This window comes from Arcobacter sp. s6, from assembly GCF_040884245.1.
Classification (GTDB): Bacteria; Campylobacterota; Campylobacteria; order Campylobacterales; family Arcobacteraceae; genus Aliarcobacter.
This window is the reverse complement of record NZ_JBEVTN010000001.1, coordinates 23,466-47,226: the sequence shown is the minus strand read 5'-3', so window position 1 is coordinate 47,226 and position 23,761 is coordinate 23,466. Positions and strand designations below refer to the sequence as shown.

27 protein-coding genes are annotated in these 23,761 nt (G+C 26.9%); 14 read left to right on the top strand and 13 right to left on the bottom strand.

Going from position 1 to position 23,761, the window contains the following annotated elements; genetic code table 11:
• Positions 1-2: 2 nt before the first annotated feature.
• From ABVS04_RS00240 to ABVS04_RS00215, 6 genes are all read left to right on the top strand, one after another.
• Positions 3-794 (top strand): hypothetical protein, encoded by a 792-nt coding sequence (locus ABVS04_RS00240; protein ID WP_368028637.1) that lies wholly within the window; start codon positions 3-5, stop codon positions 792-794.
• Positions 795-799: 5 nt separating this feature from the next.
• Positions 800-1,039 (top strand): hypothetical protein, encoded by a 240-nt coding sequence (locus ABVS04_RS00235; RefSeq protein WP_368028636.1) that lies wholly within the window; start codon positions 800-802, stop codon positions 1,037-1,039.
• A 25-nt stretch (positions 1,040-1,064) separates the two neighbouring features.
• A complete protein-coding gene (ubiE, locus tag ABVS04_RS00230) occupies positions 1,065-1,775 on the top strand; it encodes a bifunctional demethylmenaquinone methyltransferase/2-methoxy-6-polyprenyl-1,4-benzoquinol methylase UbiE (protein ID WP_368028635.1) in 711 nt (236 codons plus the stop codon).
• Positions 1,776-1,929: 154 nt separating this feature from the next.
• Positions 1,930-3,201, top strand: coding sequence for an exodeoxyribonuclease VII large subunit (gene xseA / locus ABVS04_RS00225; protein WP_368028634.1), 1,272 nt, complete (start codon positions 1,930-1,932; stop codon positions 3,199-3,201).
• A 54-nt stretch (positions 3,202-3,255) separates the two neighbouring features.
• A complete protein-coding gene (locus tag ABVS04_RS00220) occupies positions 3,256-3,735 on the top strand; it encodes a chemotaxis protein CheW (protein ID WP_368028633.1) in 480 nt (159 codons plus the stop codon).
• A 26-nt stretch (positions 3,736-3,761) separates the two neighbouring features.
• Positions 3,762-5,114, top strand: coding sequence for a response regulator (locus tag ABVS04_RS00215; protein ID WP_368028632.1), 1,353 nt, complete (start codon positions 3,762-3,764; stop codon positions 5,112-5,114).
• A 49-nt stretch (positions 5,115-5,163) separates the two neighbouring features.
• Here the strand turns inward: ABVS04_RS00215 and ABVS04_RS00210 are convergent, their stop codons facing one another.
• Positions 5,164-5,694, bottom strand: coding sequence for a peptidylprolyl isomerase (locus ABVS04_RS00210; protein ID WP_368028631.1), 531 nt, complete (start codon positions 5,692-5,694; stop codon positions 5,164-5,166).
• Between the two features lie 150 nt (positions 5,695-5,844).
• Between ABVS04_RS00210 and ABVS04_RS00205 the strand changes: the two genes are divergently transcribed.
• The 8 genes from ABVS04_RS00205 to ABVS04_RS00170 all read left to right on the top strand — a co-directional run bounded on the left by ABVS04_RS00205 (position 5,845) and on the right by ABVS04_RS00170 (position 12,327).
• Positions 5,845-6,207: a ferredoxin gene (locus ABVS04_RS00205; protein WP_368028630.1), complete on the top strand. Its 363-nt coding sequence runs from the start codon at positions 5,845-5,847 to the stop codon at positions 6,205-6,207.
• A gap of 15 nt (positions 6,208-6,222) precedes the next feature.
• Complete coding sequence (panD, locus tag ABVS04_RS00200; RefSeq protein ID WP_368028629.1) at positions 6,223-6,606, top strand: aspartate 1-decarboxylase; 384 nt, start codon at positions 6,223-6,225, stop codon at positions 6,604-6,606.
• A complete protein-coding gene (locus ABVS04_RS00195; RefSeq protein ID WP_368028628.1) occupies positions 6,599-6,919 on the top strand; it encodes a YbaB/EbfC family nucleoid-associated protein in 321 nt (106 codons plus the stop codon). Before panD ends, ABVS04_RS00195 begins: the two co-directional genes overlap by 8 nt.
• Positions 6,920-6,923: 4 nt before the next feature.
• Positions 6,924-7,784: a polyprenyl synthetase family protein gene (locus ABVS04_RS00190; protein ID WP_368028627.1), complete on the top strand. Its 861-nt coding sequence runs from the start codon at positions 6,924-6,926 to the stop codon at positions 7,782-7,784.
• Between the two features lie 136 nt (positions 7,785-7,920).
• Positions 7,921-8,178 (top strand): co-chaperone GroES, encoded by a 258-nt coding sequence (groES, locus tag ABVS04_RS00185; protein WP_368028626.1) that lies wholly within the window; start codon positions 7,921-7,923, stop codon positions 8,176-8,178.
• A complete protein-coding gene (groL, locus tag ABVS04_RS00180; RefSeq protein WP_368028625.1) occupies positions 8,178-9,815 on the top strand; it encodes a chaperonin GroEL in 1,638 nt (545 codons plus the stop codon). Before groES ends, groL begins: the two co-directional genes overlap by 1 nt.
• 239 nt (positions 9,816-10,054) lie before the next feature.
• Positions 10,055-11,638 carry an ATP-binding protein gene (locus ABVS04_RS00175; RefSeq protein ID WP_368028624.1) on the top strand — a complete coding sequence of 528 codons (1,584 nt, stop codon included), beginning with the start codon at positions 10,055-10,057 and terminating at the stop codon, positions 11,636-11,638.
• The gene (locus tag ABVS04_RS00170) at positions 11,635-12,327 is read left to right on the top strand and encodes a response regulator (protein WP_368028623.1); all 693 of its coding nucleotides are present in this window, start codon (positions 11,635-11,637) and stop codon (positions 12,325-12,327) included. Before ABVS04_RS00175 ends, ABVS04_RS00170 begins: the two co-directional genes overlap by 4 nt.
• A gap of 85 nt (positions 12,328-12,412) precedes the next feature.
• Here ABVS04_RS00170 and ABVS04_RS00165 read toward each other — a convergent pair whose 3' ends face one another.
• The 12 genes from ABVS04_RS00165 to ABVS04_RS00110 form a co-directional block, all read right to left on the bottom strand.
• Positions 12,413-13,930, bottom strand: a complete 1,518-nt coding sequence (locus ABVS04_RS00165) for a tripartite tricarboxylate transporter permease (protein ID WP_368028622.1) — start codon at positions 13,928-13,930, stop codon at positions 12,413-12,415.
• The gene (locus tag ABVS04_RS00160; protein ID WP_368028621.1) at positions 13,930-14,376 is read right to left on the bottom strand and encodes a tripartite tricarboxylate transporter TctB family protein; all 447 of its coding nucleotides are present in this window, start codon (positions 14,374-14,376) and stop codon (positions 13,930-13,932) included. Before ABVS04_RS00160 ends, ABVS04_RS00165 begins: the two co-directional genes overlap by 1 nt.
• A complete protein-coding gene (locus ABVS04_RS00155; RefSeq protein ID WP_368028620.1) occupies positions 14,373-15,350 on the bottom strand; it encodes a Bug family tripartite tricarboxylate transporter substrate binding protein in 978 nt (325 codons plus the stop codon). The genes ABVS04_RS00160 and ABVS04_RS00155 overlap by 4 nt, the downstream gene beginning before the upstream one ends.
• Before the next feature lie 428 nt (positions 15,351-15,778).
• The gene (locus ABVS04_RS00150) at positions 15,779-17,167 is read right to left on the bottom strand and encodes a sensor histidine kinase (RefSeq protein WP_368028619.1); all 1,389 of its coding nucleotides are present in this window, start codon (positions 17,165-17,167) and stop codon (positions 15,779-15,781) included.
• Positions 17,157-17,825, bottom strand: coding sequence for a response regulator (locus ABVS04_RS00145; protein ID WP_368028618.1), 669 nt, complete (start codon positions 17,823-17,825; stop codon positions 17,157-17,159). Before ABVS04_RS00145 ends, ABVS04_RS00150 begins: the two co-directional genes overlap by 11 nt.
• Positions 17,826-17,829: 4 nt before the next feature.
• The gene (locus tag ABVS04_RS00140) at positions 17,830-18,567 is read right to left on the bottom strand and encodes a metallophosphoesterase (protein ID WP_368028617.1); all 738 of its coding nucleotides are present in this window, start codon (positions 18,565-18,567) and stop codon (positions 17,830-17,832) included.
• Positions 18,564-19,022 (bottom strand): hypothetical protein, encoded by a 459-nt coding sequence (locus ABVS04_RS00135; RefSeq protein WP_368028616.1) that lies wholly within the window; start codon positions 19,020-19,022, stop codon positions 18,564-18,566. The genes ABVS04_RS00140 and ABVS04_RS00135 overlap by 4 nt, the downstream gene beginning before the upstream one ends.
• Positions 19,023-19,550 (bottom strand): YceI family protein, encoded by a 528-nt coding sequence (locus ABVS04_RS00130; RefSeq protein ID WP_368028615.1) that lies wholly within the window; start codon positions 19,548-19,550, stop codon positions 19,023-19,025.
• Entirely contained in the window at positions 19,543-20,505 is a 963-nt protein-coding gene (locus ABVS04_RS00125; RefSeq protein WP_368028614.1) for a hypothetical protein, read from the bottom strand. Before ABVS04_RS00125 ends, ABVS04_RS00130 begins: the two co-directional genes overlap by 8 nt.
• Positions 20,493-22,064, bottom strand: a complete 1,572-nt coding sequence (locus ABVS04_RS00120) for a hypothetical protein (protein WP_368028613.1) — start codon at positions 22,062-22,064, stop codon at positions 20,493-20,495. The genes ABVS04_RS00125 and ABVS04_RS00120 overlap by 13 nt, the downstream gene beginning before the upstream one ends.
• Positions 22,048-22,671, bottom strand: a complete 624-nt coding sequence (locus ABVS04_RS00115; RefSeq protein ID WP_368028612.1) for an ABC transporter ATP-binding protein — start codon at positions 22,669-22,671, stop codon at positions 22,048-22,050. Before ABVS04_RS00115 ends, ABVS04_RS00120 begins: the two co-directional genes overlap by 17 nt.
• Positions 22,668-23,750, bottom strand: a complete 1,083-nt coding sequence (locus tag ABVS04_RS00110; RefSeq protein WP_368028611.1) for an ABC transporter permease — start codon at positions 23,748-23,750, stop codon at positions 22,668-22,670. Before ABVS04_RS00110 ends, ABVS04_RS00115 begins: the two co-directional genes overlap by 4 nt.
• Between the last annotated feature and the right edge of the window lie 11 nt (positions 23,751-23,761).

Genomic DNA, 23,761 nt, shown 5'->3' with positions numbered 1-23,761 from the left:
TGATGATTATAATTCCACAGACTAAAGGTGGTGTAGGTAAATCTACAGTCGCAATGCAAGTTATAGCTCCATATTTATATAAAAAGCATGGCAAAAAAATCACATATATTGAAATTGATGATGAAAATAATGATTCAAAATCATTTACACGTACAGAAATAGTAAATAAAAAAATGCTAGGAACAAACAAATTAAGTGAGCTTGATGAGTTAATTTTAATGGATGATAATCATGAGGTTATTGTTGATGTGGGTGGTAATAAAACTTCCTCTTTAGTTCTTGATGAAATTAAAAAAGTTGGTTCATTTGGCAATGTTAAGTGGATTATTCCCTTAGGTGATGGTGAACTTGATGGGAAAAATGCAATTACTACTATGAAAAAAATTAGAAAGATTGAGAGAAATCCAGAAGAAAATATTATATTCGCATTAAATAGAGCTATTTCTATGGATGAAGATTATTATAATGAACAGTTTATTAATTTTTTTGGGCACAAATATTTAGATTCAAATTCAGTAATTTGTGATTTTACAAAAAATCCAAAATATTTCCCTGTTAAAAATGATAAAGTCATTACAATGAGTAGATACTTAGGAAGTACAGTTTGGGAAATGGCTTATAATAATACTGATTTTGGAGCAAAAGCAATAAAAGCAAAAGAATTAGGTGATATTGAAAGTGCTAGAAAATATCTATTTTTTAGAAGAATACAAACAGAAGCGAAAGATTATGTTTTAAATACATTAAATAAAATTTTTTGTGATTTAGATAGATGGATTGATATTAAAAAATGAGTGATATGAGTTTTAAACAGGCAAAAGAGCTTGTTGAAAGAATGGAATTTTCAGAAATTGCTTTAAAAAAAGCTCTTGATAATTTAGAAAAATCATCACAAAATTTTGAAACAACTTTAAAACATCAAGAAGATATTATAAATAAATTACCATATGCAGATAAAAAACTCTCATATATGTCAATTGCCGTTGCTGTTAATATAGGTTTAATTGTAGGACTTTTAATAGGTAAATATCTTTTATAAAATAAGAAAATAGGATTAGAATAAAATGGGTAAACAAGAAAAAATTGTATCAATGTTTAATGATATTGCAGGAACTTATGATGTTGCAAATAGAGTTTTATCGATGGGAATTGATAAATCTTGGAGAAATAAAGCTTGTAATTTAGCTTTTAATTTTTATGGTAAAAAAGATATAGAAAAAATTGTTGATGTTGCTTGTGGAACAGGGGATATGATTCTATTTTGGAAAAAAGTTGCAAATGAAAATAAAATTAATCTTCAAAATATAGTTGGAGTGGATCCAAGTGTTGGAATGATGGAAGTTGGCAAGAAAAAACTTCCAGATGTAGAGTTTATTGAAGCTGGAGCTGCTGAAATGCCACTTGAAAGCGATAGTGCTGATATTATCTCTATTTCTTATGGAATTAGAAATGTAGTTCAAAGACAAGAGGCTTTTGATGAGTTTGCTAGGGTTTTAAAAAAAGATGGATTAGTTGTAATTTCAGAGTTTACAAAAAATAAAAAAGAGAAATTAATGGATCATGTAACTGATTTTTATATGAATAAAATTTTACCTGTTTTAGGTGGAATTATTTCAAAAAATAAAGAAGCATATACATATTTACCAAATTCAATTGATGAATTTTTAACTACTGAAAATCTATGCAAAGAGTTAAAAATAGCAGGTCTTGAGCCTATTCACGTAAAAGCTTTTTCGATGAATATATCAACTTTAATCATCGCTAGAAAATTATAGTTTTTTAGCTCTTTTTTGAACCTTCTTCGTTGAAATGATATTTTTATTCAGTCACATACTTTAGTATGCTCTTTCATAAAAAGATCATTTCGCCTTGAATCTTCTAAAAAATAGTCTAAAAACCTATCAATTTTCATTTTAAAGAAAGGCAAAAATGAATAATCCAATTTCCGTATCTACTTTGAATGTACAAATAAAATCACTTCTTGAAACTACTTTTATTCAAGTTTATGTAGAGGGTGAAATTTCAAATCTTACTTATCATAACTCTGGGCATATTTATTTTTCAATCAAAGATGAAAGCTCTACATTATCGTGTGTTATGTTTAAAGGTAATACAAAATATCTAAAATTTCAACTTGAAAATGGACAAAAAATAGTAATAACTGGAAATATAACTGTTTATGCTCCAAGGGGAAATTATCAATTATTATGTAATAAAATTGAGCCATCAGGGCAGGGTGCTCTTGCTTTTGCTTTTGAACAATTAAAAAATAAACTTGAAGCGAAGGGTTATTTTGATGGTAATTATAAACAGCCACTTCCAAAATATCCAAAAAAAATAGCACTTGTTACATCAGCAACTGGTGCTGCTATTGAAGATATGAAAAAAGTAGCAAATCATAGATGGCCTTTGGTAGAATTTATTTTAATTCCTACTTTAGTTCAGGGAGAGGGTGCTGCAAATGATATTTCAAATTCTATTAAATTTGCTGATTCTTTAGCTTGTGATATTATGATTGTAGGGCGTGGTGGTGGAAGTATTGAAGATTTATGGGCTTTTAATGAAGAGATAGTCGCTACTACAATTTTCGAGGCAAGAACACCTATTATTTCAGCAGTTGGTCATGAAGTTGATTATATGATTTCTGATTTTGTAGCAGATATAAGAGCAGCAACTCCATCAAATGCAATTGAGATTGCACTTCCTGATATAAATGAACATAGAATTTATTTAGATAATTTAGTTAATGAATATAATAATAGATTAAAAAATATTTTATTTTCAAAGGAGCAAGAATTATCAAATATGAAAAGATTGATGGATCAAAACTCTATTGAAACAAAGTTTAATTATATTCAAACAGAAATAAATCTTTTAAAATCATCTTTTAAGACTGATTTATCACAAAAAGTTTTATCTTCACAAAATGAATTAAATTTATTAAATAATACATTTAAAAATACATATTCATCATTTTTAGTTAAAACTCAAAATCAAATAGACTTACTAAATACAAATTTTGAACTAAATCATCCTGATAAAAAAGATAAAAAAGGTTTTGTTCAAATTTCAAAAGAGAATAAAATAATTTCTTTTGAAGATTTAAAAATAGGAGATGAGATTGAACTTCAAACACCAAAGTATATTGGAATTTGTATTTTAAATAAAATTAAAAAACAATCAGATTTAAGTTTACAGTAGGTAAAATAATGCAAAACAAGTTTAATCTCTTGTCTTAATAAAAAGGAATGTTTTATGGAAGATAATGACAAAAAAGTAATAAATTATGCAAATACAAGTGAGTTTATGACATTTGAATTAGGTGCTATGAAGTATGCAATTGAGTTACCAAAAATTAGAGAAATTTTAACATATCCTGATAATATTACTCCTCTACCAAATACAACAAAATGGGTAAAAGGTTTAATTAATTTAAGAGGTGAAGTTGTACCTATTTTAGATATTAGAATTAAATTTAACACAGGTCCTGGAACTTATGATGAGAATACTTCAGTAATAGCTGTTATTACTGAAGATAAAAGAATGATAGGAATAATTGTTGATTTAGTTGATGATGTTCAAAGGCTTGATACTTCTATGCTTGCACCTGTTTCCGAAATGGGTTCGGCAATTCCTTCAAAATATTTAAAAGGTTATGTAAGACTTGATAATAATCAAATGTTAGTTGTAATGGATATAGAAAGAGTTGTAGCAAAAGAAGAATTAAGAGATTAATAAAAAAATTAAAAATAAGTGATTTTATGAGTATAGAAAGAAATTTGTTAAAAAGACTAACCCTTTTATATGTTGAAGATGATGATATAATTAGAAATGAATTATCTCAGCTTTTAGCAAATTTTTTTTCTCAAGTATTGGTTGCCAAAGATGGTAAAGAAGGTCTTAGGACTTACTTAGAAAATCAAGATAATATTGATATTGTTTTAACAGATATAAATATGCCTAAATATAATGGTATAGATATGGTCAAAAAAATAAGAAATATTGATAATGAAATTTCTATTATATTTGCAACTGCTTATTCAGATAATGAATTTCTATTAGATGCTATAAAACTTAGAGTAAAAGAATATATTATAAAACCAATTGATATAAGAAATTTATTAGCTTTATTAAATGATATCGCAAGTAATTTATATCAAGACTTTTTATTAAAACAACAGCAAACCGAACTTACAAAATATAAAGAAATATTAGATTCAAATAATATTGTTATAAAAACAGATACAAAATTAAAAATTACTTATGTAAATCAGCTTTTCTGTGATATTTCAGGTTTTAGTAGTAATGAACTAATAGGGAGAGATTTTAAATCTTTACGATTCCCTGATGTTTCAAATGATATATATACAGATCTATATGCAAAAGTATTAAATAATAAACCTTGGCATGGAAACTTAAAAAATATTAAAAAAGATAAAACTTACTATACAACTGATACACATATTTTCCCGACTTTGGATGAAAAAGGTGAAATGAATGGTGCTATTTCAATTCAAAAAGATATTACAAAAGAATTAAATAAAAAAAGAGAAATCCAATTAGCTTTAATGAGAGATAAAAGTGATATATTTATCAGAAGTAAAGAGGGTAACTTAGAACAAAATCAATTAATTAATGATTTAAGATTTAGATTGGAAAAACTTCAGATTGAATTGGAACAGTCTATCCGAAATGTTGATAAATACATGTATAGTAATGAAAAATATAGATTAGAAAATAAGAATTTAAAAACAGAAATAGGTTTATATAAGAAAAATAACAACTCAGCTACTGCACTTAAGTTGAATAGAGAAAATGGTGATTTAAGATTAGAAAATAAAAAACTAAAAGAAAAATTATCTCAAATAGAACAAGATGATGAAAAGAAATTTTCACAATTAAGAATAAACTCTGATTCAATTATCACTGAATTAGAAGATAAAGTTAATGAATTAACTGAACAATTAGAATCAGTACAAACAGATGATGTTTTGAAACAAAAACTTGAATATTGGAAAGAAAAAGCAAAAGCAGAAACTGCAAGAATTGAACATTTGGAAAAACAAATAATTGCTCATGCAGATGGAAGTACTTTAAATAAAATTTTTGGTTGATTTATACTTTGAATCTTAAAAATTCAAGGTAAATCAAGAAAAACTTGATTTACTCTTTTATAGAAATAGAAATAATTTTTACATCTTCTAAAGGTTTGTCACCCTCAAATTTATTTGTAGGAACAGCTTCAATTTTTTTAACTACATCATATCCCTCTTTAACATAACCAAAAATACTATAACCACCATTTAAGTGATACGCTGGAACTGTTGTAATAAAAAATTGACTACCATTTGTATTTGGTCCTCTATTTGCCATTGCTAAAATACCTGCTTTATCAAATACTGCATTTGGTGCAAATTCATCTTTAAATGGTTTTCCCCAAATTGATTCTCCACCTGCTCCTGTTCCTGTTGGATCTCCAGCTTGAATCATAAAGTTTCTAATAACTCTGTGAAAAGTAATACCATTGTAATATCCGTTTTTTGAATGAGTAACAAAGTTTTCAACAGCTTTTGGTGCCATATCAGCTCTTAATTCTAAAACAATATTTCCCTTTGTAGTTTCCATTGTAGCAATTGGATTTGATGCTTCTAAAAGTAACATAAAAGAACAAAGGAAGAACAAAACTTTTTTCATATAAACCCTTTTTTTTGATAAATTTTAAAAATAGTATAATATATTAGCTTTAAAAAAAAATAAAAAATAGATTTTTATTAAAATTTAAAAATAAAGTGTTAAAATTCTGCAAAATTATTATAGAATGCACTATAAAAAAGAAGGAACAACATGGAAATGCCAAGTATCCCACAACCAACGTTTTATATATTCAAATGTGAGCAAGCTTCTCCTCCTGGAATGCCAAAACCATCTTGTGTAAATGAAAATACAAGAGATTTATTTAATCACACAGCTCAAACTTTAATGAAAAGTGGTTTAATGGGTCCTGTTCAAGTTGTTAGAACTTCATGTTTAGGAAGATGTCAAATGGGACCTCTAATGTTAGTAGAACCAGGACATTTTATGTATTCTCATTTATCTAAGGAAAAAATAGATAGAATAATAGAAGAACACATATTAGGTGGAAATCCTGTTGAGGAGTACTTAATACCTTCTCAATATTGGGGTGAACCTGTTAATTTAGCAAAATAATAAAGGGATTGATATATGACATTTGATATGCTATATAGTAAAATTCATAGAGCAACTGTAACAGATGCGAATTTGAACTATGTTGGATCAATTACTATTGACGAAGATTTAATGAAAGCATCAACTTTAAAAGTTGGTCAAAAAGTTGATATCGTTAATATAAATAATGGAGAAAGATTTCAAACTTATGTAATTAAGGGGAAAGCTGGATCTAAAGATATGTGCTTAAATGGAGCAGCAGCTAGAAAAGTTGCTATTGGTGATAAAATTATTGTTATTGCTTATGCTTCATATACTGAACAAGAACTTGAGAACTATAAACCAATAGTGGTTTTAGTTGATGAAAAAAACAATATTGATTTAATAACTCATGAACTTATAGGAAGTGACTATGTTTGATGGAATTGATTTAAAAAATTTGAATTTAAATGACATGATGAATCAATTTCAAGATATGGCAAATAAATCAAAAGAAGATAATGCTTCTAGAATCTTCACTGCAAAAGCAGGTGGAGGAATGGTCGAAATTTCTATAAATGGAAATTCTGAAGTTATTGATTTAAAACTTGATGATTCATTATTAGAAGATAAAGATTCATTACAAATTTTATTAATATCAGCAATGAATGATGTAATAAAACAAAGTGATGAAAACAAAAAAATGATGGCTATGAATATGATGGGTGGATTAGGTTCTTTTGGACAAAAATAATTCTATGCAAAATTTAGCAAAATCTTTCGAAGATTATTTATTAAATAATCTTCCTAATTCTAAAACATTTCATCCTTATTTTGAGGATGCTTTAGCAGATATGTTAAAAGCAGGTGGAAAAAGATTTAGACCTATGCTTTTATTATCTGTTGTAAAATCAAATAAAAGCTTATTAATACCAAACTCTTTATGTGTAGCGTTAGGTTTAGAGTTTTTACATACTTATTCTTTAATTCATGATGATTTACCAGCTATGGATAATGCAGATTTAAGAAGAGGTTTTCAAACATTACATAAAAAATATGATGAAGTAACAGCAATTTTAGTTGGAGATGCTTTAAATACTGAAGCTTTTAATCTAATTGCTAATGCTTCATTATCAAATGACATTAAAGTTGATTTGATAAGAACACTAAGTTCAAATGGTGGAATAGATGGAATGATAATAGGTCAAGCAATTGATTGTTTTTTTGAAAATCAAAAACTAGAATTAAATCAGCTTGAATTTTTACATATTCATAAAACTGCAAAGCTAATTGCTGCTTCTTTAAAAATGGGTGCAATTATTTGCGAATATGATTTAGAAATACAAGAAAAACTTTATAATTTTGGAATTGATTTAGGATTATTATTTCAAATCCAAGACGACATTATTGATGAAACTTGTAGTTCTGAAACTGCAGGGAAAACAACACAAAATGATGGATCTAAAAATTCATTTGTAAATTTATTAGGACTAAATGGTGCTAAAAAAAGTGCTGATGAATTAGCTTTTAAATGTGTTGAGGTACTAAATACTTTTGATAAAAACTTAAAAGAATCACTAGAAGAACTTCTTTTAATATATATAAATAGACATAAATAAATTTTTAACTCTTAGTCAAATTAACTCAAACCTCTTGACAAATATCCAAAAATTTAATAAAATTTAGCACTTGGAAAATTAGAGTGCTAAAAGTCCAAGCTTTAAACGAAAATATTATAAATAATAAGGATATACTATGAATTTTAAACCACTAGGTGAAAGAGTTCTTGTTAAAAGAACAGAAGTAGAAAATAAAACAGCAAGTGGAATCTATATTCCTGATAATGCCAAAGAAAAACCGCAGACTGCACAAGTTGTAGCTATTGGAAATAAAGTAGAAGATGTTAAAGTTGGTGATACAATTGTATTTGAACAATTTAGAGGTACAGAATTTAAACTTGATGGTCAAGAATATCTGATTTTAAATATTGAAAACGTTATAGGAGTTATGTAATGGCAAAAGAAGTAATATTTAGTGATAGTGCAAGAAATAGATTATACGCAGGTGTTGAAAAATTAGCAGATGCTGTAAAAGTTACAATGGGACCAAGAGGTAGAAACGTATTATTACAAAAGTCTTTTGGAGCTCCAACAATCACAAAAGATGGTGTTTCAGTAGCTAGAGAAATTGAATTAAAAGATACTTTAGAAAATATGGGAGCACAACTAGTAAAAGAAGTTGCTTCTAAAACTGCTGATGAAGCAGGAGATGGAACTACAACTGCTACTGTTTTAGCTCACTCAATATTCAAAGAAGGTTTAAGAAACGTAACAGCTGGAGCTAATCCAATTATCTTAAAAAGAGGTATGGATAAAGCTACTGAAGCTATTTTAGTTGAGTTAAAAAAAGCATCAAGAGTTGTTGCTAATAAAACTGAAATTGAGCAAGTTGCAACAATTTCTGCAAACTCTGATAAAGCAATTGGAGCTATGATTGCTGAAGCAATGGATAAAGTTGGAAAAGACGGTGTTATTACTGTTGAAGAAGCAAAAGGTATTTCTGATGAACTAGATGTTGTTGAAGGTATGCAGTTTGATAGAGGTTATTTATCACCATATTTTGTAACAAATGCTGAAAAAATGATTGCTGAGTTTAATAATCCGTTTATTTTATTATATGACAAAAAAATCTCTTCATTAAAAGAGATGTTACCAATCTTAGAATCAGTTAATCAAGCTGGACGACCTTTAGTTATTATTGCTGAAGATGTTGATGGTGAAGCATTAGCAACATTAGTTGTAAATAGATTAAGAGGTTCTTTAAATATTGCTGCTGTTAAAGCTCCTGGATTTGGTGATAGAAGAAAAGCAATGCTTGAAGATATTGCTGTATTAACAGGTGGAACAGTGATTTCAGAAGAAATGGGAATGAAACTTGAAACTGCTGAGTTCTCTTGTTTAGGAACAGCTTCAAAAGTTGTTATTGATAAAGATAACACAACTATCGTTGATGGAAATGGTGATAAAGAAAGAGTAAAATCTAGAGTTGGTCAAATTAAAGCTGAAATTTCTAACACAACTTCTGAATATGATAAAGAAAAATTACAAGAAAGACTTGCAAAATTAAGTGGAGGAGTAGCTGTTATTAAAGTTGGAGCTGCATCTGAAACTGAAATGAAAGAGAAAAAAGACAGAGTTGATGATGCATTAAGTGCAACAAGAGCTGCTGTTGAAGAGGGTATTGTAATTGGTGGTGGAGCTGCATTAATCAGAGCTGCTGCTAAAGTTAACTTAGAGCTTGAAGGTGACGAAGCAATTGGAGCCGCAATCATTTTTAGAGCAATTAAAGCACCTTTAAAACAAATTGCAATCAATGCTGGTTATGATGCTGGTGTTGTTGCAAATGAAGTTGAAAAATCTGCAAATGAAAACTTAGGATTTAATGCTGCAACTGGTGAGTATGTTGATATGTTTGAAGCTGGAATTGTAGATCCTGCAAAAGTTGAAAGAGTTGCAATGCAAAATGCTGTTTCAGTTGCATCTTTATTATTAACTACTGAAGCTACAGTAACAGATATAAAAGAAGATAAACCATCAATGCCATCAATGCCAGATATGGGTGGAATGGGCGGAATGCCAGGAATGATGTAGTATTGGAAATATAAAACCTTTTTTACTTTAAATTACCTCCTTAAACAAATGTAGACAGTCCCCATTACATGGGGCCTTGTCTCTAATCTCCAAATAAAAGATTAAAGTCATTTTTTTCATTCTAAGCTCTTTGTATGTAAGACAGTTAATTTATATATTTATTTATCTATTGTGCAAATTTAGATTAAATGATATTATATAATTATAATAACTGCTATTAAAATTAATCGGGAAAACTTATGAAACTTATTAAAAACTTTTATTCTTCTAAAGTTGGATTATTGCCTACTTTGGTTGTATTTTCTACACTCTTAGTTATTGCGACTTTATTTTCAGTAACTTTGTTTTTTGGAAATGTATTACAAAAAGTTTTAGAAAATCAAATTGGTAATAAAGCATTAGCTATTTCAAAATCTATTTCGTTTATGCCTGAAATTATTAATTTAGTAGAAAAAAATGATCCCAATCATGAATTACAAAAAATCATTACAACTATTCAACAAAGTATTGATGCTGAATTCATAGTTATTGGTGATGAAAATGGTATACGTTTCTCTCATCCGAATAAAAAACTTATTGGTGAACATATGGTTGGAGAAGATAATAATAGGGCACTTATTTATGGTGAATATTATATCTCAAAAGCAGTTGGAACTTTAGGACCTTCTCTTCGAGGAAAATCTCCTATTTTTAATAAAAAAGGTGAAATAATAGGTATTGTTTCAGTAGGATATTTGGAAGATAAAGTTAAAACAATTGTTGATGAACATCATAAGCAACTTTTAGGTTATTTATATATTGCTCTTTTTGTAGAACTTTTAGTCGCAACATTACTTTCAAGTAAACTAAAACATTCCCTTCTAGGTTATGAACCAGAAGAATTAAGCCGTCTTTTTATGGAAAAAAAAGCTATTTTAAACTCTGTAAAAGAAGCAATTCTTGCTGTTGATCAGTATGGTAAATTAACTTTAAGTAATGATGTTGCTAATTATTATTTTGGTTTGAATAATAAAAGTATTACTCTTCCTTTAGAACTTCAAAAATATTTGCTCAGTGGAAACGAGATGCGTGATGCAACAATTGAAGTTAATAATATTGATTATATCTGTAATCTTTCACCTATAATAAATGATAAACAAACTATTGGTATGGTTATAACTTGTCGTAAGAAAGATGAAATTGATGCTATTGTTTGGGAATTAACACATACAAAACAATATGCTGAACGTTTACGTGAGAAGAAACATGAATTTTCAAATCTATTACATCTTATATCAGGATATATACAAATTGGTGAATATGATAAAGCAATTGAAATAATTTCAGAAAATCATTTGCCTGATGAAAGAATTATTGAGCAATTTAAAAAAATGATTAATGACCCAGTTGTTGCTTCTATTTTTATTGGTAAGTATTATTATGCATTTGAAAAAGGAGTTGTTTTAGAGCTTGATGATAATAGCAGTATTCAAGAGATAATTCATCCATCTATTTCTAAACATTTTGTGACAATTTTTGGTAATGTAATTAATAATGCTATTGATGCTGCATTAAATTCTGAAATTAAGAAAATAAAACTTTTTATTACAGATATAGGTAATGATATAGTTTTTGAAATAGAGGATTCAGGTAAAGGAATAGATGAACAAATGATCGAAAAAATATTTGAAAAAGGATTTACAACAAAAGGTGAATTTCATAGTGGATATGGGCTCTTTTTTGTTAAAAATACTTTAGAATTGATGAATGGATTTATAACTATTGTACCTTCTAATTATGGTACTATTACAAGTATATATATACCAAAGAAAGTAGAAATATGATTAAAGTAATTATTGCAGAAGATGATCCAAAAATTGCTCTCTTGCATCAAAGTATGGTGGGAAAGTTAGAAGGTTTTGAAGTTATTGCTATTGCAAATACTATTGCTGAAGTCCAAGAATATTTACTTTTAATGAAACCTGATTTATTACTTTTAGATGTTTATTTTCCTGATGGCAGTGGTATTGATTTGTTAGGATGGATGAGAACAACTTCTCTTCCCACAGATGTGATTCTTATAACTGCTGCTAAAGAGATGGCTTCATTAGAAAAATCACTGCGTTATGGAGTTTTTGATTATCTTATTAAGCCAATAATGTTTTATAGATTTACAGCATCTATGCAAAAGTTTTTAGATTATAAACAAAAATTTTCTAATAAAGAAGAACTTTCTCAACATCAAGTGGATGAATTTTTGAGTAAAACAATGCCTACTCCTGTTCCAAAAGCTTCCCAATTAGTATTACCAAAGGGCATTGATTCTATCACATTGGAAAAAATTTTCTCTTATTTACGTAAAAATAATATTTTCTATTCAGCAAATGAAGTTGCACTTTATTTAGGAATAAATCGTACTACAGCAAGAAGATATTTAGAATATCTTGTTATATCAGAAAAGGTTGAAGTAGATTCTTTGTATGGATCAGTAGGACGTCCAGAACGTAAATATAGGCTCAAAAGTACATTGTAAAAAGAGATTTTTATAGAGTATTATTAGTCTAAGTAATATTCTGAAGCACCTAATAAATTGTTTTTATCAGGTGCTTTTATTGTTTTTATTTATTAGTAAATTTTTGTCCTAAAGAATATTTCTTTGAAATAAACTTAACAATCATTGGCACACAAAAAATCGCTAATGTCATACCCCATAATACGTTATTAATTGTACTTCCGAAGAAAATACTTATTTCTCCACCACTCATAGCAAATGCACGTCTTAAATTATCTTCCATAATTTCACACAATACAAATCCTAAAATAACTGGCGCCATTGGGTAGTTTAATTTTCGTAAAAAATATCCTAATACCCCTAATAGTATTGCCATTCCCATTGAAAATGTACTTGAATTAACTGAATAAACACCTACAAAGGCTAGTACAATTACAGATGGAACTAATAACCAATATGGCACTTGTAAAATTTTTGTAAAAACTCTCACTAGTGGAAAGTTAATAACAAGTAACATTAAGTTTCCTATATACATAGAAGCAATTAATCCCCAAACTAATATTGGTTGATCAGAAAATAATGTTGGCCCTGGATTGATATTATAAAGCATTAATGCACCTAATAAAACAGCAGTTGTTGCACTTCCTGGAACACCAAGAGTTAGCATTGGAATTAATGCACCACCTGCACAAGCATTATTTGCAGATTCAGGAGCAGCAAGTCCTCTCATATCACCTTTACCAAATGTATTTTCTTTATCAACAATTTTTTGCTCAAGAGTATATGACACAGCACTTGCAATTGAAGCACCAGTTCCAGGTAAAACACCAACAATAAAACCTATTACTGATGATCTAAGAATAGTGTATTTACAAAGTAATAATTCTTTTACTGTTACATAGATACGTGTAATTTTTGGCATTTCAAAGTCATCTTTACTATGATGCTCTAACATAAGCATTATTTCACTAACTGCAAAAAATCCTACGATAACTGTTAAGAACTCAAATCCATCATATAAATCAGGTTCTCCAAAGTTAAAACGCATAACTCCTGTTGTTGAATCTACTCCAACAATACCAATCATCCAACCAATACAAATACCAACTAAACTTTTTACAGGACTTGCACCCATTAGTGCTGAAACTGTTCCAAAAGCAAAAACCATTAATACAAAATATTCAGAAGGTCCAAAATCAATTGCAAATGTTGCTAATATAGGTGCAAAAAATGTAAGTCCTACAATAGCTATACTTCCTCCAATGAAAGATGAAACACCAGAAAGTGCAAGAGCAGGTCCAGCTAATCCTTTTTTTGCTAATGGATAACCATCTAAACAAGTAAATACTGCACCAGCATCTCCTGGAACATTAAGTAAGATACTTGAGATTCTACCACCAAACTCTGCACCATAATAAATACCTGTTAGCATAATTAATGAAGATTCAACAGGAAGACCTAAAGTATAACAAATAGGTAAAAGAATCGCAACCCCATTAATTGGCCCAAGTCCAGGAAGTGCTCCAAATAAAGTACCTAATAAACACCCTAATAAACATAGAAAAAGATTAAGTGGTTGAAAAACAACAGCAAAACCATCTAATAAATGTGCTAATACATCCATTACGAAGCTCCTAATAATGAAGAGAAGATAGATCCTACAGGAAGAGGAACATCTAATAAAATATTAAAAATAATATAAACTGTACTACTTACACCAATCGCTGAACTTAATGCTTGTAGTTGATTTGCTGCAAAAATTCTAGAAATAAAAAATACTAAAATTCCTGTTGAAAGTAAAAAACCTAAAACATCAAATGTTAATTGATAAGCTACTAGTAAAATAACAATAATTACTGTTTTAATCATAGTAGTAGATGCAGGAAAAGTTACTTTTTTTGCATTTATGATTGCAATTATTGCTAATATACTAAGCATTCCTCCAGCAAGCATAGGGAAAAATTTTGGTCCAAGAGGATCATAAGAGAAAGGAACCACTAATTGGCTTCCTCCCCATATAAAATAAAGACCAAGGAATAATAAAAATATTCCAAATAATCTATCTATCATTTAGTTAAACCTGCCTCTTGAGCCATTTCTTTGAATTTTTTAGTTTCTTCTTTTATAAAAATATCAAAGTCTTTTCCAATTTTTGTAAAAGGGAAAAGTCCTCTTAGTTCTCTTTCTTTTGCAAATTCTTCTGTATTAACTAATTTATTAATAGTATCTACCCAATAGTTATATTGTTCATCAGTAATATTTGGTGCAAGATAAAACCCTCTCCAAATATTCCATACAACATCTGATCCTTGCTCTTTTGCAGTTGGGATATCTTTAAATTTACCAGGAAGTCTTTCATCAGAAAGAACTGCTAATACTTTATATTTACCTGAATCAAATTGACCTGAGAATTCTGCTATATCACCTGGATAAATTTGAATATGACCTCCTAGAAGTGCAGTTAATGCCTCTCCTCCACCTTCAAATGCAACATATTTCATTTCTTTAGGATCAATTCCTGCTGCTTTTGCAATTAATGCAGCTTTAAACCAATCTTGAGAACCAATAGAACCTCCTGATCCTAATACAAATCCTTTTGGATTAGCTTTTAAATCAGCTAATAATTCTTGTAATGTATTCCATTTTGCATCAGCTTTTACAATAACAGCACCATAATCAGTTCCTAAACCAGCAAGCCATCTTACAGCAGTTTCATCATGTTCACCAAATTTACCCTGAGCAATATTTAAAACAGATCCTGTACTAGCTGCAACTATCATTTCAGGATCATTTGAACGAGCACCAATAACATGATTATATGCTACTGCTCCAACACCACCCGGCATAAAATTAACAAGCATAGGTTTATCTATAAGTTTAGCTTCTATTATAGAATTACTAACAAGTCTACATGTAAGATCAAAACCACCACCTGGTTTAGCAGGAGCTAAACACACAGGTTTTTTAGGTTCAAAAGCATTTAAAGCACTACTTAGTGCAACAACTGTTAACATACTTGTCACGATTTTTAATTTATTTTTCATTACTCTTCCTTAATTGAAATTTCATGATACTAACACTTTTTGACTCTTAGAAACAAGATAAAGAATATTAGATGTTTAATTAGTATTTTGGCTATTTTGGCTATTTTGTGCAAAGTAACAAATAGTTGCATTTTTATAAATAAAACATAAAAAGAAATATATTTCTTGCTTTTAGATAAAATTTATTATAAGGATGATTTTTTATATTAAGATAGAGTAAAAAAAAAGGATTCCAGCCACTGCTAGAATCCCATTAAAATATTATTTATTGGTCAAACTTAAGTTAGTTTGACAAGTCTACTTGTAAGTAAACCTAGTTTTAGTTTAAATTTTAACAACCATAAAAAGTGAAACTTTCGTCATTCGCACCTCCATATTGCTTTAGATAGTGCAATTATAACATCATTTTAGATTAAAGTAAACTGAATCTATAAAAAATTATTTTTAATTTTAAAAGATACTATTATTGTTGTCCCAAAATTCTCTTTACTTTTTATATTTATAATTCCAGAATGAATATCTATAATCTTCTTTAATATGGACATTCCAAGACCTGTTCCCCCTGAGTTTTTATTTCTACTTTTGTCTGTTCTATAGAACTTTTCAAATATTTTATTTTGTTCATTTTTTTCTATTCCTATTCCAAAATCTTGAACTGAAATATTAAAAAAATCATCTTTTTTATAGATTTTAACTATAACTTGTGAATTTTTATGGCTAAATTGTATAGCATTTTTTAAAATATTTTTTATTGCAATTTTTAAAAGATTGGAATAACCATCAAATTCTATTGTATCTTCAACTAAAAATTTCATCTCTATTTGATGAAGATTTGCAAAACTTTTTATTTCATTTATAGATTCATCTATAATTTCATCAAAATAAAATCTCTCTTGCTTATCAATAATTAAATCTTTTTCATTTTTTGCAAGGAACAATAAATCATTTATTGTTTGCTCTATACTTATAATCTCACTTAATGAATTATTTAATGCTTCTTTATATTCTTTGATTGAACGCTCTTTTCTTAAAGCTATTTCAATTTCACCTCTTATTATAGTTAATGGAGTTTTTAATTCATGAGAAGCATCTGAGCTAAATTGTGAAATCTTTTCAAAGGATGTTTCTAACCTTTTTAACAAATTATTCACTTCTTTTATTAATTGATTTATCTCATCTTGATTTTTACTACTTTCTAATCTTGCTGATAAATCATTTGCGTTTATTTTTTTTAATTGTGAAAGTATATTTTCTATTGGTAAAAATGATTTATAAATTAAAAAGTTCCCTCCAATTACAGAGAAAATCAAAACAATGGGAAGTATAAAACTTAAAATATATAAAATATTCTCTAATGTAGCTGTCAGTATTTCTTTTGTTGTTGCTATTTCTATAATTATAATTTTGTCATCATGATAATTGATTTTTATTCTACTTAGAAGATAATTGTTCTGTTCTTCGAAAACAACTTTGTTTTCTTTTAATTTATTAAGATAATTATCATTATGTTCTATATCATTAGGGAAGTTTGATGTTTCTATTATTTTTTTATGGCTTTTATTATCAAGAATTCTTATAAAAAGTGGCTCAAAATTGTACTCTTTTTCTTCATCTAATGTTACATCTTCAATTTTATTTTTTTCTAAAATATCATCAGTTACATCAAGTATTATTACTTTTAATGTTGCTTGTAATTTATCTAAAGTTGAAATCTCTAATGCTTTGTATAGTGAAATTGAAAAAATCATTAGAATAATAAATTGAATAAAAAAACTATAAATTAAAAGTTTTTTCTTTATGGATAAATTATTTGTCACTTATTCTAAATCCTATTCCTCTTACGGTTTTGATCAGTTTTTTATCAAACTTTTTATCAATTTTATTTCTTAATCTGTAAATATATACGTTTACGATATTACTTATATTTGAGTCTTCAAATGATGAAATTGCAGAATTAATAGTAGTTTCACTTAATAATCTATCTTTATTTTTAATAAGAAATTCAAGTAAAGTAAACTCTTTTGAAGTTAAGACGATATTTTCATTAGCTCTAATAGCAGTTTTATTTAATAAATCAAGTTCTAAATCACCAATTGATAGTTTTGTTTGAACTGAAGGAATTGCTCTTAATTGAACTCTAATACGAGCTAATAATTCTGCAAAAGAAAAAGGTTTAGCTAAATAATCATTTGCTCCAATATCCAATCCTTTAATTTTATCTTCAATTGAATCTTTAGCCGTTAGCATAATAATTGGAGTTTGATTATTTGAAGCTCTTAGTATTTTACAAACTTCAATTCCATCTTTTATTGGAAGCATAATATCAAGTAAAATTAAATCATATTCATTCACATTTGCAAGATATAATCCTTCATCACCATTTATTGCACTATCTACAATATAACACTCTTCTTCAAGACCTTTTTTTAAAAAATTTGTGATTTTTACATCATCTTCAATTATTAATATTTTCATAAGATTATTTTACCTCTTTTGCAATTAATTTGAGTATTGTAATTTCAGGATCTGCCTTATATCTGAAATCAATTCCCCAAGTTCCTAATCCTTTATTTACGTAAATGGCAGTTTTTTCTTTATAAAATAATCCTGCTAAAAATGGTTGTATTAATCTTACTAAATAGTGAAAAGGAAAAATTTGTCCACCGTGAGTATGTCCGCATAAAAAAAGATTTGCCTTGGATGCTAGTGCAATTTTATAATCTTTTGGTTGATGGGAAATAAATATAGAAGCATAGTTTAACATTTGCTTTTTTATTTTTTGTTCATCTCTTTTTATATTAAAAAATTTTGAAAATCTATCAGGAAGACCAGCTATTAATATATTATTGTTTTTATATAGTATCTTTTTATAATCATTATCCATAAAAATAAAATTTGTAAGCTCTTTTTTTAAGTCATCCAGACCATAAAATAAATCATGATTACCGCTTATATAATAAATCTCTTTTTCATCTTTTTTAAGAGTATTTAAAATTTGAAGTTTTCCTTTAATATATTTAGTTTTACAATCAATAATATCACCTGTAATTACTGCAAAATCAAACTCTAGCTTAGTACAAATATTTATTAATTCATTAAGCTGTTTTATTGATGTTTTTTTATTAATATGTAAATCACTTAAATGAAGAATTTTTAGATTATTTAATTCTTTACTTTTAACTAATATTTGTATTGTTTGAGCTATTGGAAGTTTCATTGTTTTAATAAATTTTCTAATTCATTTTTTGTTGAGAGATAATTTATATTATTTATCTCTCCATCTAAAATAGAATAAACGGTAATTTTATTATCTTGCTTTGAAAACTTTGTATTAGTTTCATCATAAATTAATAAAATATCATATTTATAATCTCTAAGTTTTGGTATTGTAAATAGTTTTGTAATAATGATTGGTGTTGAAGAGATATTTGATATAAAAACTGAATGGGTTTTTTCTAAAAAATTAATATCTTTTGTTGATAAGAAATCATTTATTAATTCTAAAGTCTCTTTTTGAAAACATACAATAATAGTAGAAACATCATTATTAATTGTATGAATCTTATCAAACTGATCTGTTAAAGAAAAATTACTGATTTTATCGTGTATTTTTAAGCTACTTGCAAAAATAATATTTGAAGATAAAATTGATAATATAAGTAGTTTTAACATTTATTTTGCTTTATTAAGTTTGATGTTATAGTTAATATCAATTTGATCTCTAACTGTTAAAAAAAACATTGTTGGAGGTTCTAATTTAAAATCTGTTAAATTAAAAGAAAAATTCCCACTTAATAATATTTGATTATCTTGTTCTTCTATATTACTTTTTATAGATATATCTTTTTTAAGCCCATTTAGTGTCAAAAAGCCATTTATTGTATAGTTTGTTTCATTTTTTATAATATTTGTAATATCAAAAGAAATTGTTTTATATTTTTCTATGTTTAGTAGTTCATACATATGTTTATCTCTATCTTCTTTTTGACTTATTAAAGAAATGGTTTCAAAATATATTCTACCTTTTATTGATTCTAATTCTTTATCAATGTTTAGTTGGGCTTTTACATTTCTTGTTGATGGATTAATTTCATTATCTCCAAATACTTCTGTATGAGCTATAATCTCACTTTTTTGTACATTTAAATTAGCAGCGATTGCGGCTAGAGATAAACTCATTATTACTAATATTTTAAACATATTTAATCTCCTTGTTTTTTGGTAAATACCCTTTTGTCATTATTCTAAGAAGTGCGCCTAACAGAACAATTGGCACAAATAAAATTAGATTTTCTACTGCCACAAAAAGTCCTGCACCTGATGCTACCCAACCTATAAAAACCATATAAATAGTTATAGTTTTAAAATCTTTTTTTACGATAGTTTGTAAAATAATTACATTATAATAAGAGATTACAAATGGATAAATAAGAGATAAGATAAAACCTTCTCTTAAAAAATAAAATAGATATGAAAGTGCAAAAAGTGTAATTATAAATAGTTCTTTTTGATTTTTTTCTAATTTAAAATAAAGAGCACACACAACACCAATAATATGAAATAGAGCAATCTCTAAAGTATATCCATCTCTCCAAATTGATACTGAAATATCTCTTGATAAGGATTCAAATAATGATGAATCTAAAAATACCCATAAAATCATAATTATTAATGAATGATTTGAATTTGAATTATTTTTTTCTATCTCTTTTGGTAAAAATATTGAGCTGATTAATGTAATAGATGTTAATAAGAGTGCAATAATTTGTCTTTGTTCTACATCATAATTAAATAAAAATGTTCCAATAACATAAGAAATACTAAGTGCAAATCCTAACTCAACTATAGATGCTTTTTTTATTTCATTTATAACAAGTGGCGCTAAACTTCCAACGGCAAAGCCTAAAATAAATAGAGTTAGAAAATTATAATTTGGATATAAAAAGCTCATAGCTAATTGAATAATTAAAAATAGTGATATTTTATTTTTTATTTTTATATATGAAACTAATAATGTTCCAACAATCCCACCAATTGGTAATGGTGCTATTAGAAAAATATTTGATGAAAAGTGTTCTACAATTCCTGTTTGTGCTATTAGTAAATAGTAGCAAAGTTCACATGCTATAAAAAGTGTTAAAATCAATTTTTGCATAAGCTCTCCTTTTGATAAAAAAAGATTAAATAAATAAATACAAAAGCTAAGTCGAATAAACAAATAGCCAAGGCTTCAAATCCTAGTTTTTGTGATATATATAGTGCAAAAAACATTGAACTTGCAAATACTCTTATTATTACTGTTATATTTGTTAATACTATTCGACTAGAAGGATTTTTTAAAGCCATATAATGAATAACTCCAGTCATACAAACAAATGTAAATACAACATATTCATAAATACCATTAAAAGTAAATCCAAAAAGAGGATATATAAAACTTGCAAGTAGTATTAAAAAAATTCCACCTAATCCATCACTTAAACTTCCTGCTATATTATATATTTCAATGGATGTGTAATCTTTTTTTATTTTGATAAATGCTGTTATAAAAATAAGTGCAAAACATCCAAAAATAGACCTAAATATCCACATAGTTTCACTTGTAATATTTAAAACTCCTGCTTGTGTAAGACCTGAAATACTTAAAACAGTAAATATTCCTAAAAGAGCAAATAAATAGGCATTTAAATAAAAATCTTTTTGAAGCTCTTTTATGGAATTTATAAACATAGCTATAAGCATAAAAAACACTGCAATTCCCATTGCAACATGAGCATGAGCTACTATTAAATCATTTCTATGAAATATCCATCTAATTTCAGGAATAAAGATAATATTTCCTTCAATATCTACAAATAAAAATGCTATGATTGAAATAAGTAAAGCTTTTTTTGCATATGGTGCAATATCGCTATCTTTAAACCATCTATATAGTAATGGAATATATAACAAAGTTAGGTATTGAAAAAACCACTCTTGATTATATGATAATGGTCCAATAACAATTCTATGTAACACAGAAGCAAAATATAAAACAGTTGGAGCAATCCACAAAATATTCCAACGTGCTGTAAATTCTCCTTTATCTAGTAATTTGATTATTAGATAATAAATAGGAATTAAAGCCAAACTCATTCCTAAAGTATTATCTCCATGAGGTCCTGTTACTGTACTTTCAACTTGTCCAATTATTGGATTCATTAAAATTAAAAGTGCAATTGGCGCAATAACTACAACTCTTAAACACACTTTTATCCAAAGTGGAAGTGTTTTATAAAGTCTTATAAATTTATATAAAGCAATGATATAAAAAATACCAGCAAAGGCAAGTAAGAAATTCAATTCATAGGCAAAATCATAAAACGCCAAACCTCTATTTTTACCAAGTAATAAAGAAATCACCATAAACACTAAGAATATATACCAAAAAATAGTATACAAGTTTAAATATCTAAGACCTTCTTTATCAACTCCTACTTCTTTATTTATAAGTAAAAATGGTAAATATGATAGCATTAAAGGAATAAATCCATAAAGCATCAAACTTATATGAATAGCTCTCATATTTGCAGGATTTAATGTTTCTGAGTTTATTGAATATCCTAAAAGGTTTATTGAATAAATTATTCCAAAAAATATTCCTAATGCAAAAAAAGCAATTGAAATTTTAAAATGTTTATTTATGAATACATTAAAATTATTGTAATTTTCCATCTTTTACCTCATAAATAATATCAGCCATTGCTGCTAAGTTTTTATCATGTGTTGCCACGACTATTGTTGTTCCTTTTGATGAAAAGTTTTTTAATATTTCAAATACATTTAAAGAGTTTTTTGAATCTAAATTTCCAGTTGGTTCATCTGCAAAAATGATTTTTGGATTATTTATCAAAGCTCTTGCAATTGCTACTCTTTGTCTTTGTCCTCCTGATATTTCATTTGGGTATTTATTTATTAACTCTTTGATTCCTAAAAGTTCTAGTAAAGAAGATATTTCATTTTTAGAAGCTTTTTCATTTGCAAGAGCTATATTTTCTTTTACTGTTAAGTAGTTAATTAAATAATGAAATTGAAAAATAAATCCTATGTTTTCTCTTCTAAAACTATCGATATTTTTAATACTTTTAAAATTTAAATTATCAAAAGATATTTCTCCACTTGTTGGTTTTAAAAGTGTAGAAAGTATTGAAAGTAAAGTTGATTTTCCACTACCGCTTTCTCCAATCAAACTTACAAATTCGCCTTTCTTTATATTTAAACTGATATTTTCAAGGGCTTTATCATTATTGTAATAATGAGTTAAATTAGATGCTTTAATCATATTTTATTTCCTTGAATTAGTTCAACGGGATCAGTTTTAGCTGCATTTAGTGCAGGAATTATCGAGCCAATTATTGCCATTGAAATTGATGTGATTAAAATATAAATAGATAACTGAGGTGAAATTTCACCATTTACATATCCTTGAAGAGTTGAGGCATTTTTAATAAAATATAAAACAATATTTGAAATAATATATGCACTAATAAAACTAGCTAATCCTAAAGTAAAACTTTCAATCATTATTGAATAAACGATTTTAAAAGTCGAAATTCCAAGGGCTCTTTTAATACCAAACTCACTTCTTCTTTGATTTATAGTAATACTCATTAAGCTTACGATTCCTAGTAATCCCATACAAAATGCAATAAGAGAAATTACATTTGATGAGGTTTTTATGATTTTAAATTGATTATAGTTATCTACAAAATTTTGCGTTGATTTTGCTTCTATTTGTTCATCTAAAATTTTAATATTTTTTACTATTTCTTCAACATTTGTATTTATATTTGCATTTACCATAATCATTGAAGCTGATTTATTAAAAATATTTCCTGCATCATTTATTGTTAAAACAACTCCGCCATTTTCAAAACCAATTTCACTTTTAAAAACACCAGAAATATTGAAATCTTTATTTGCTATTTGGATTTGTTTTTTATTTATAAGTTGTTCATAAATTGATTTTCCAACTATTACTTCATTTTTTTTTGGGTAAGTACCTTCTAAAAGTTTATAATTTTTATATCTATTTTCCGTAACACCATAAACTGCAACAATAGGAAGTTTTTCAACAGGACTAGCACCTACAATTAGAGCTGAAGAATTTTTTACATTTGGTATATTATTTATTTTTTCAATTAATTTTATATCCACATTTGAAAAAAATGTATCAGAGATTTTTGCTTGAGTTATAATAATATCTCCATCACTTTTTAGCATTGAAGAATACATTGTAATAATTCCATTTGAAATTGAAGAGATTAAAAAGATAGATATTATTGAAAATATTAGGCTAAGAAAAATAAGAATAGTTTTTAATTTATTTGCCATTAGAGCTTTAAATGCTAATGTAATCAAAGATTATCCTT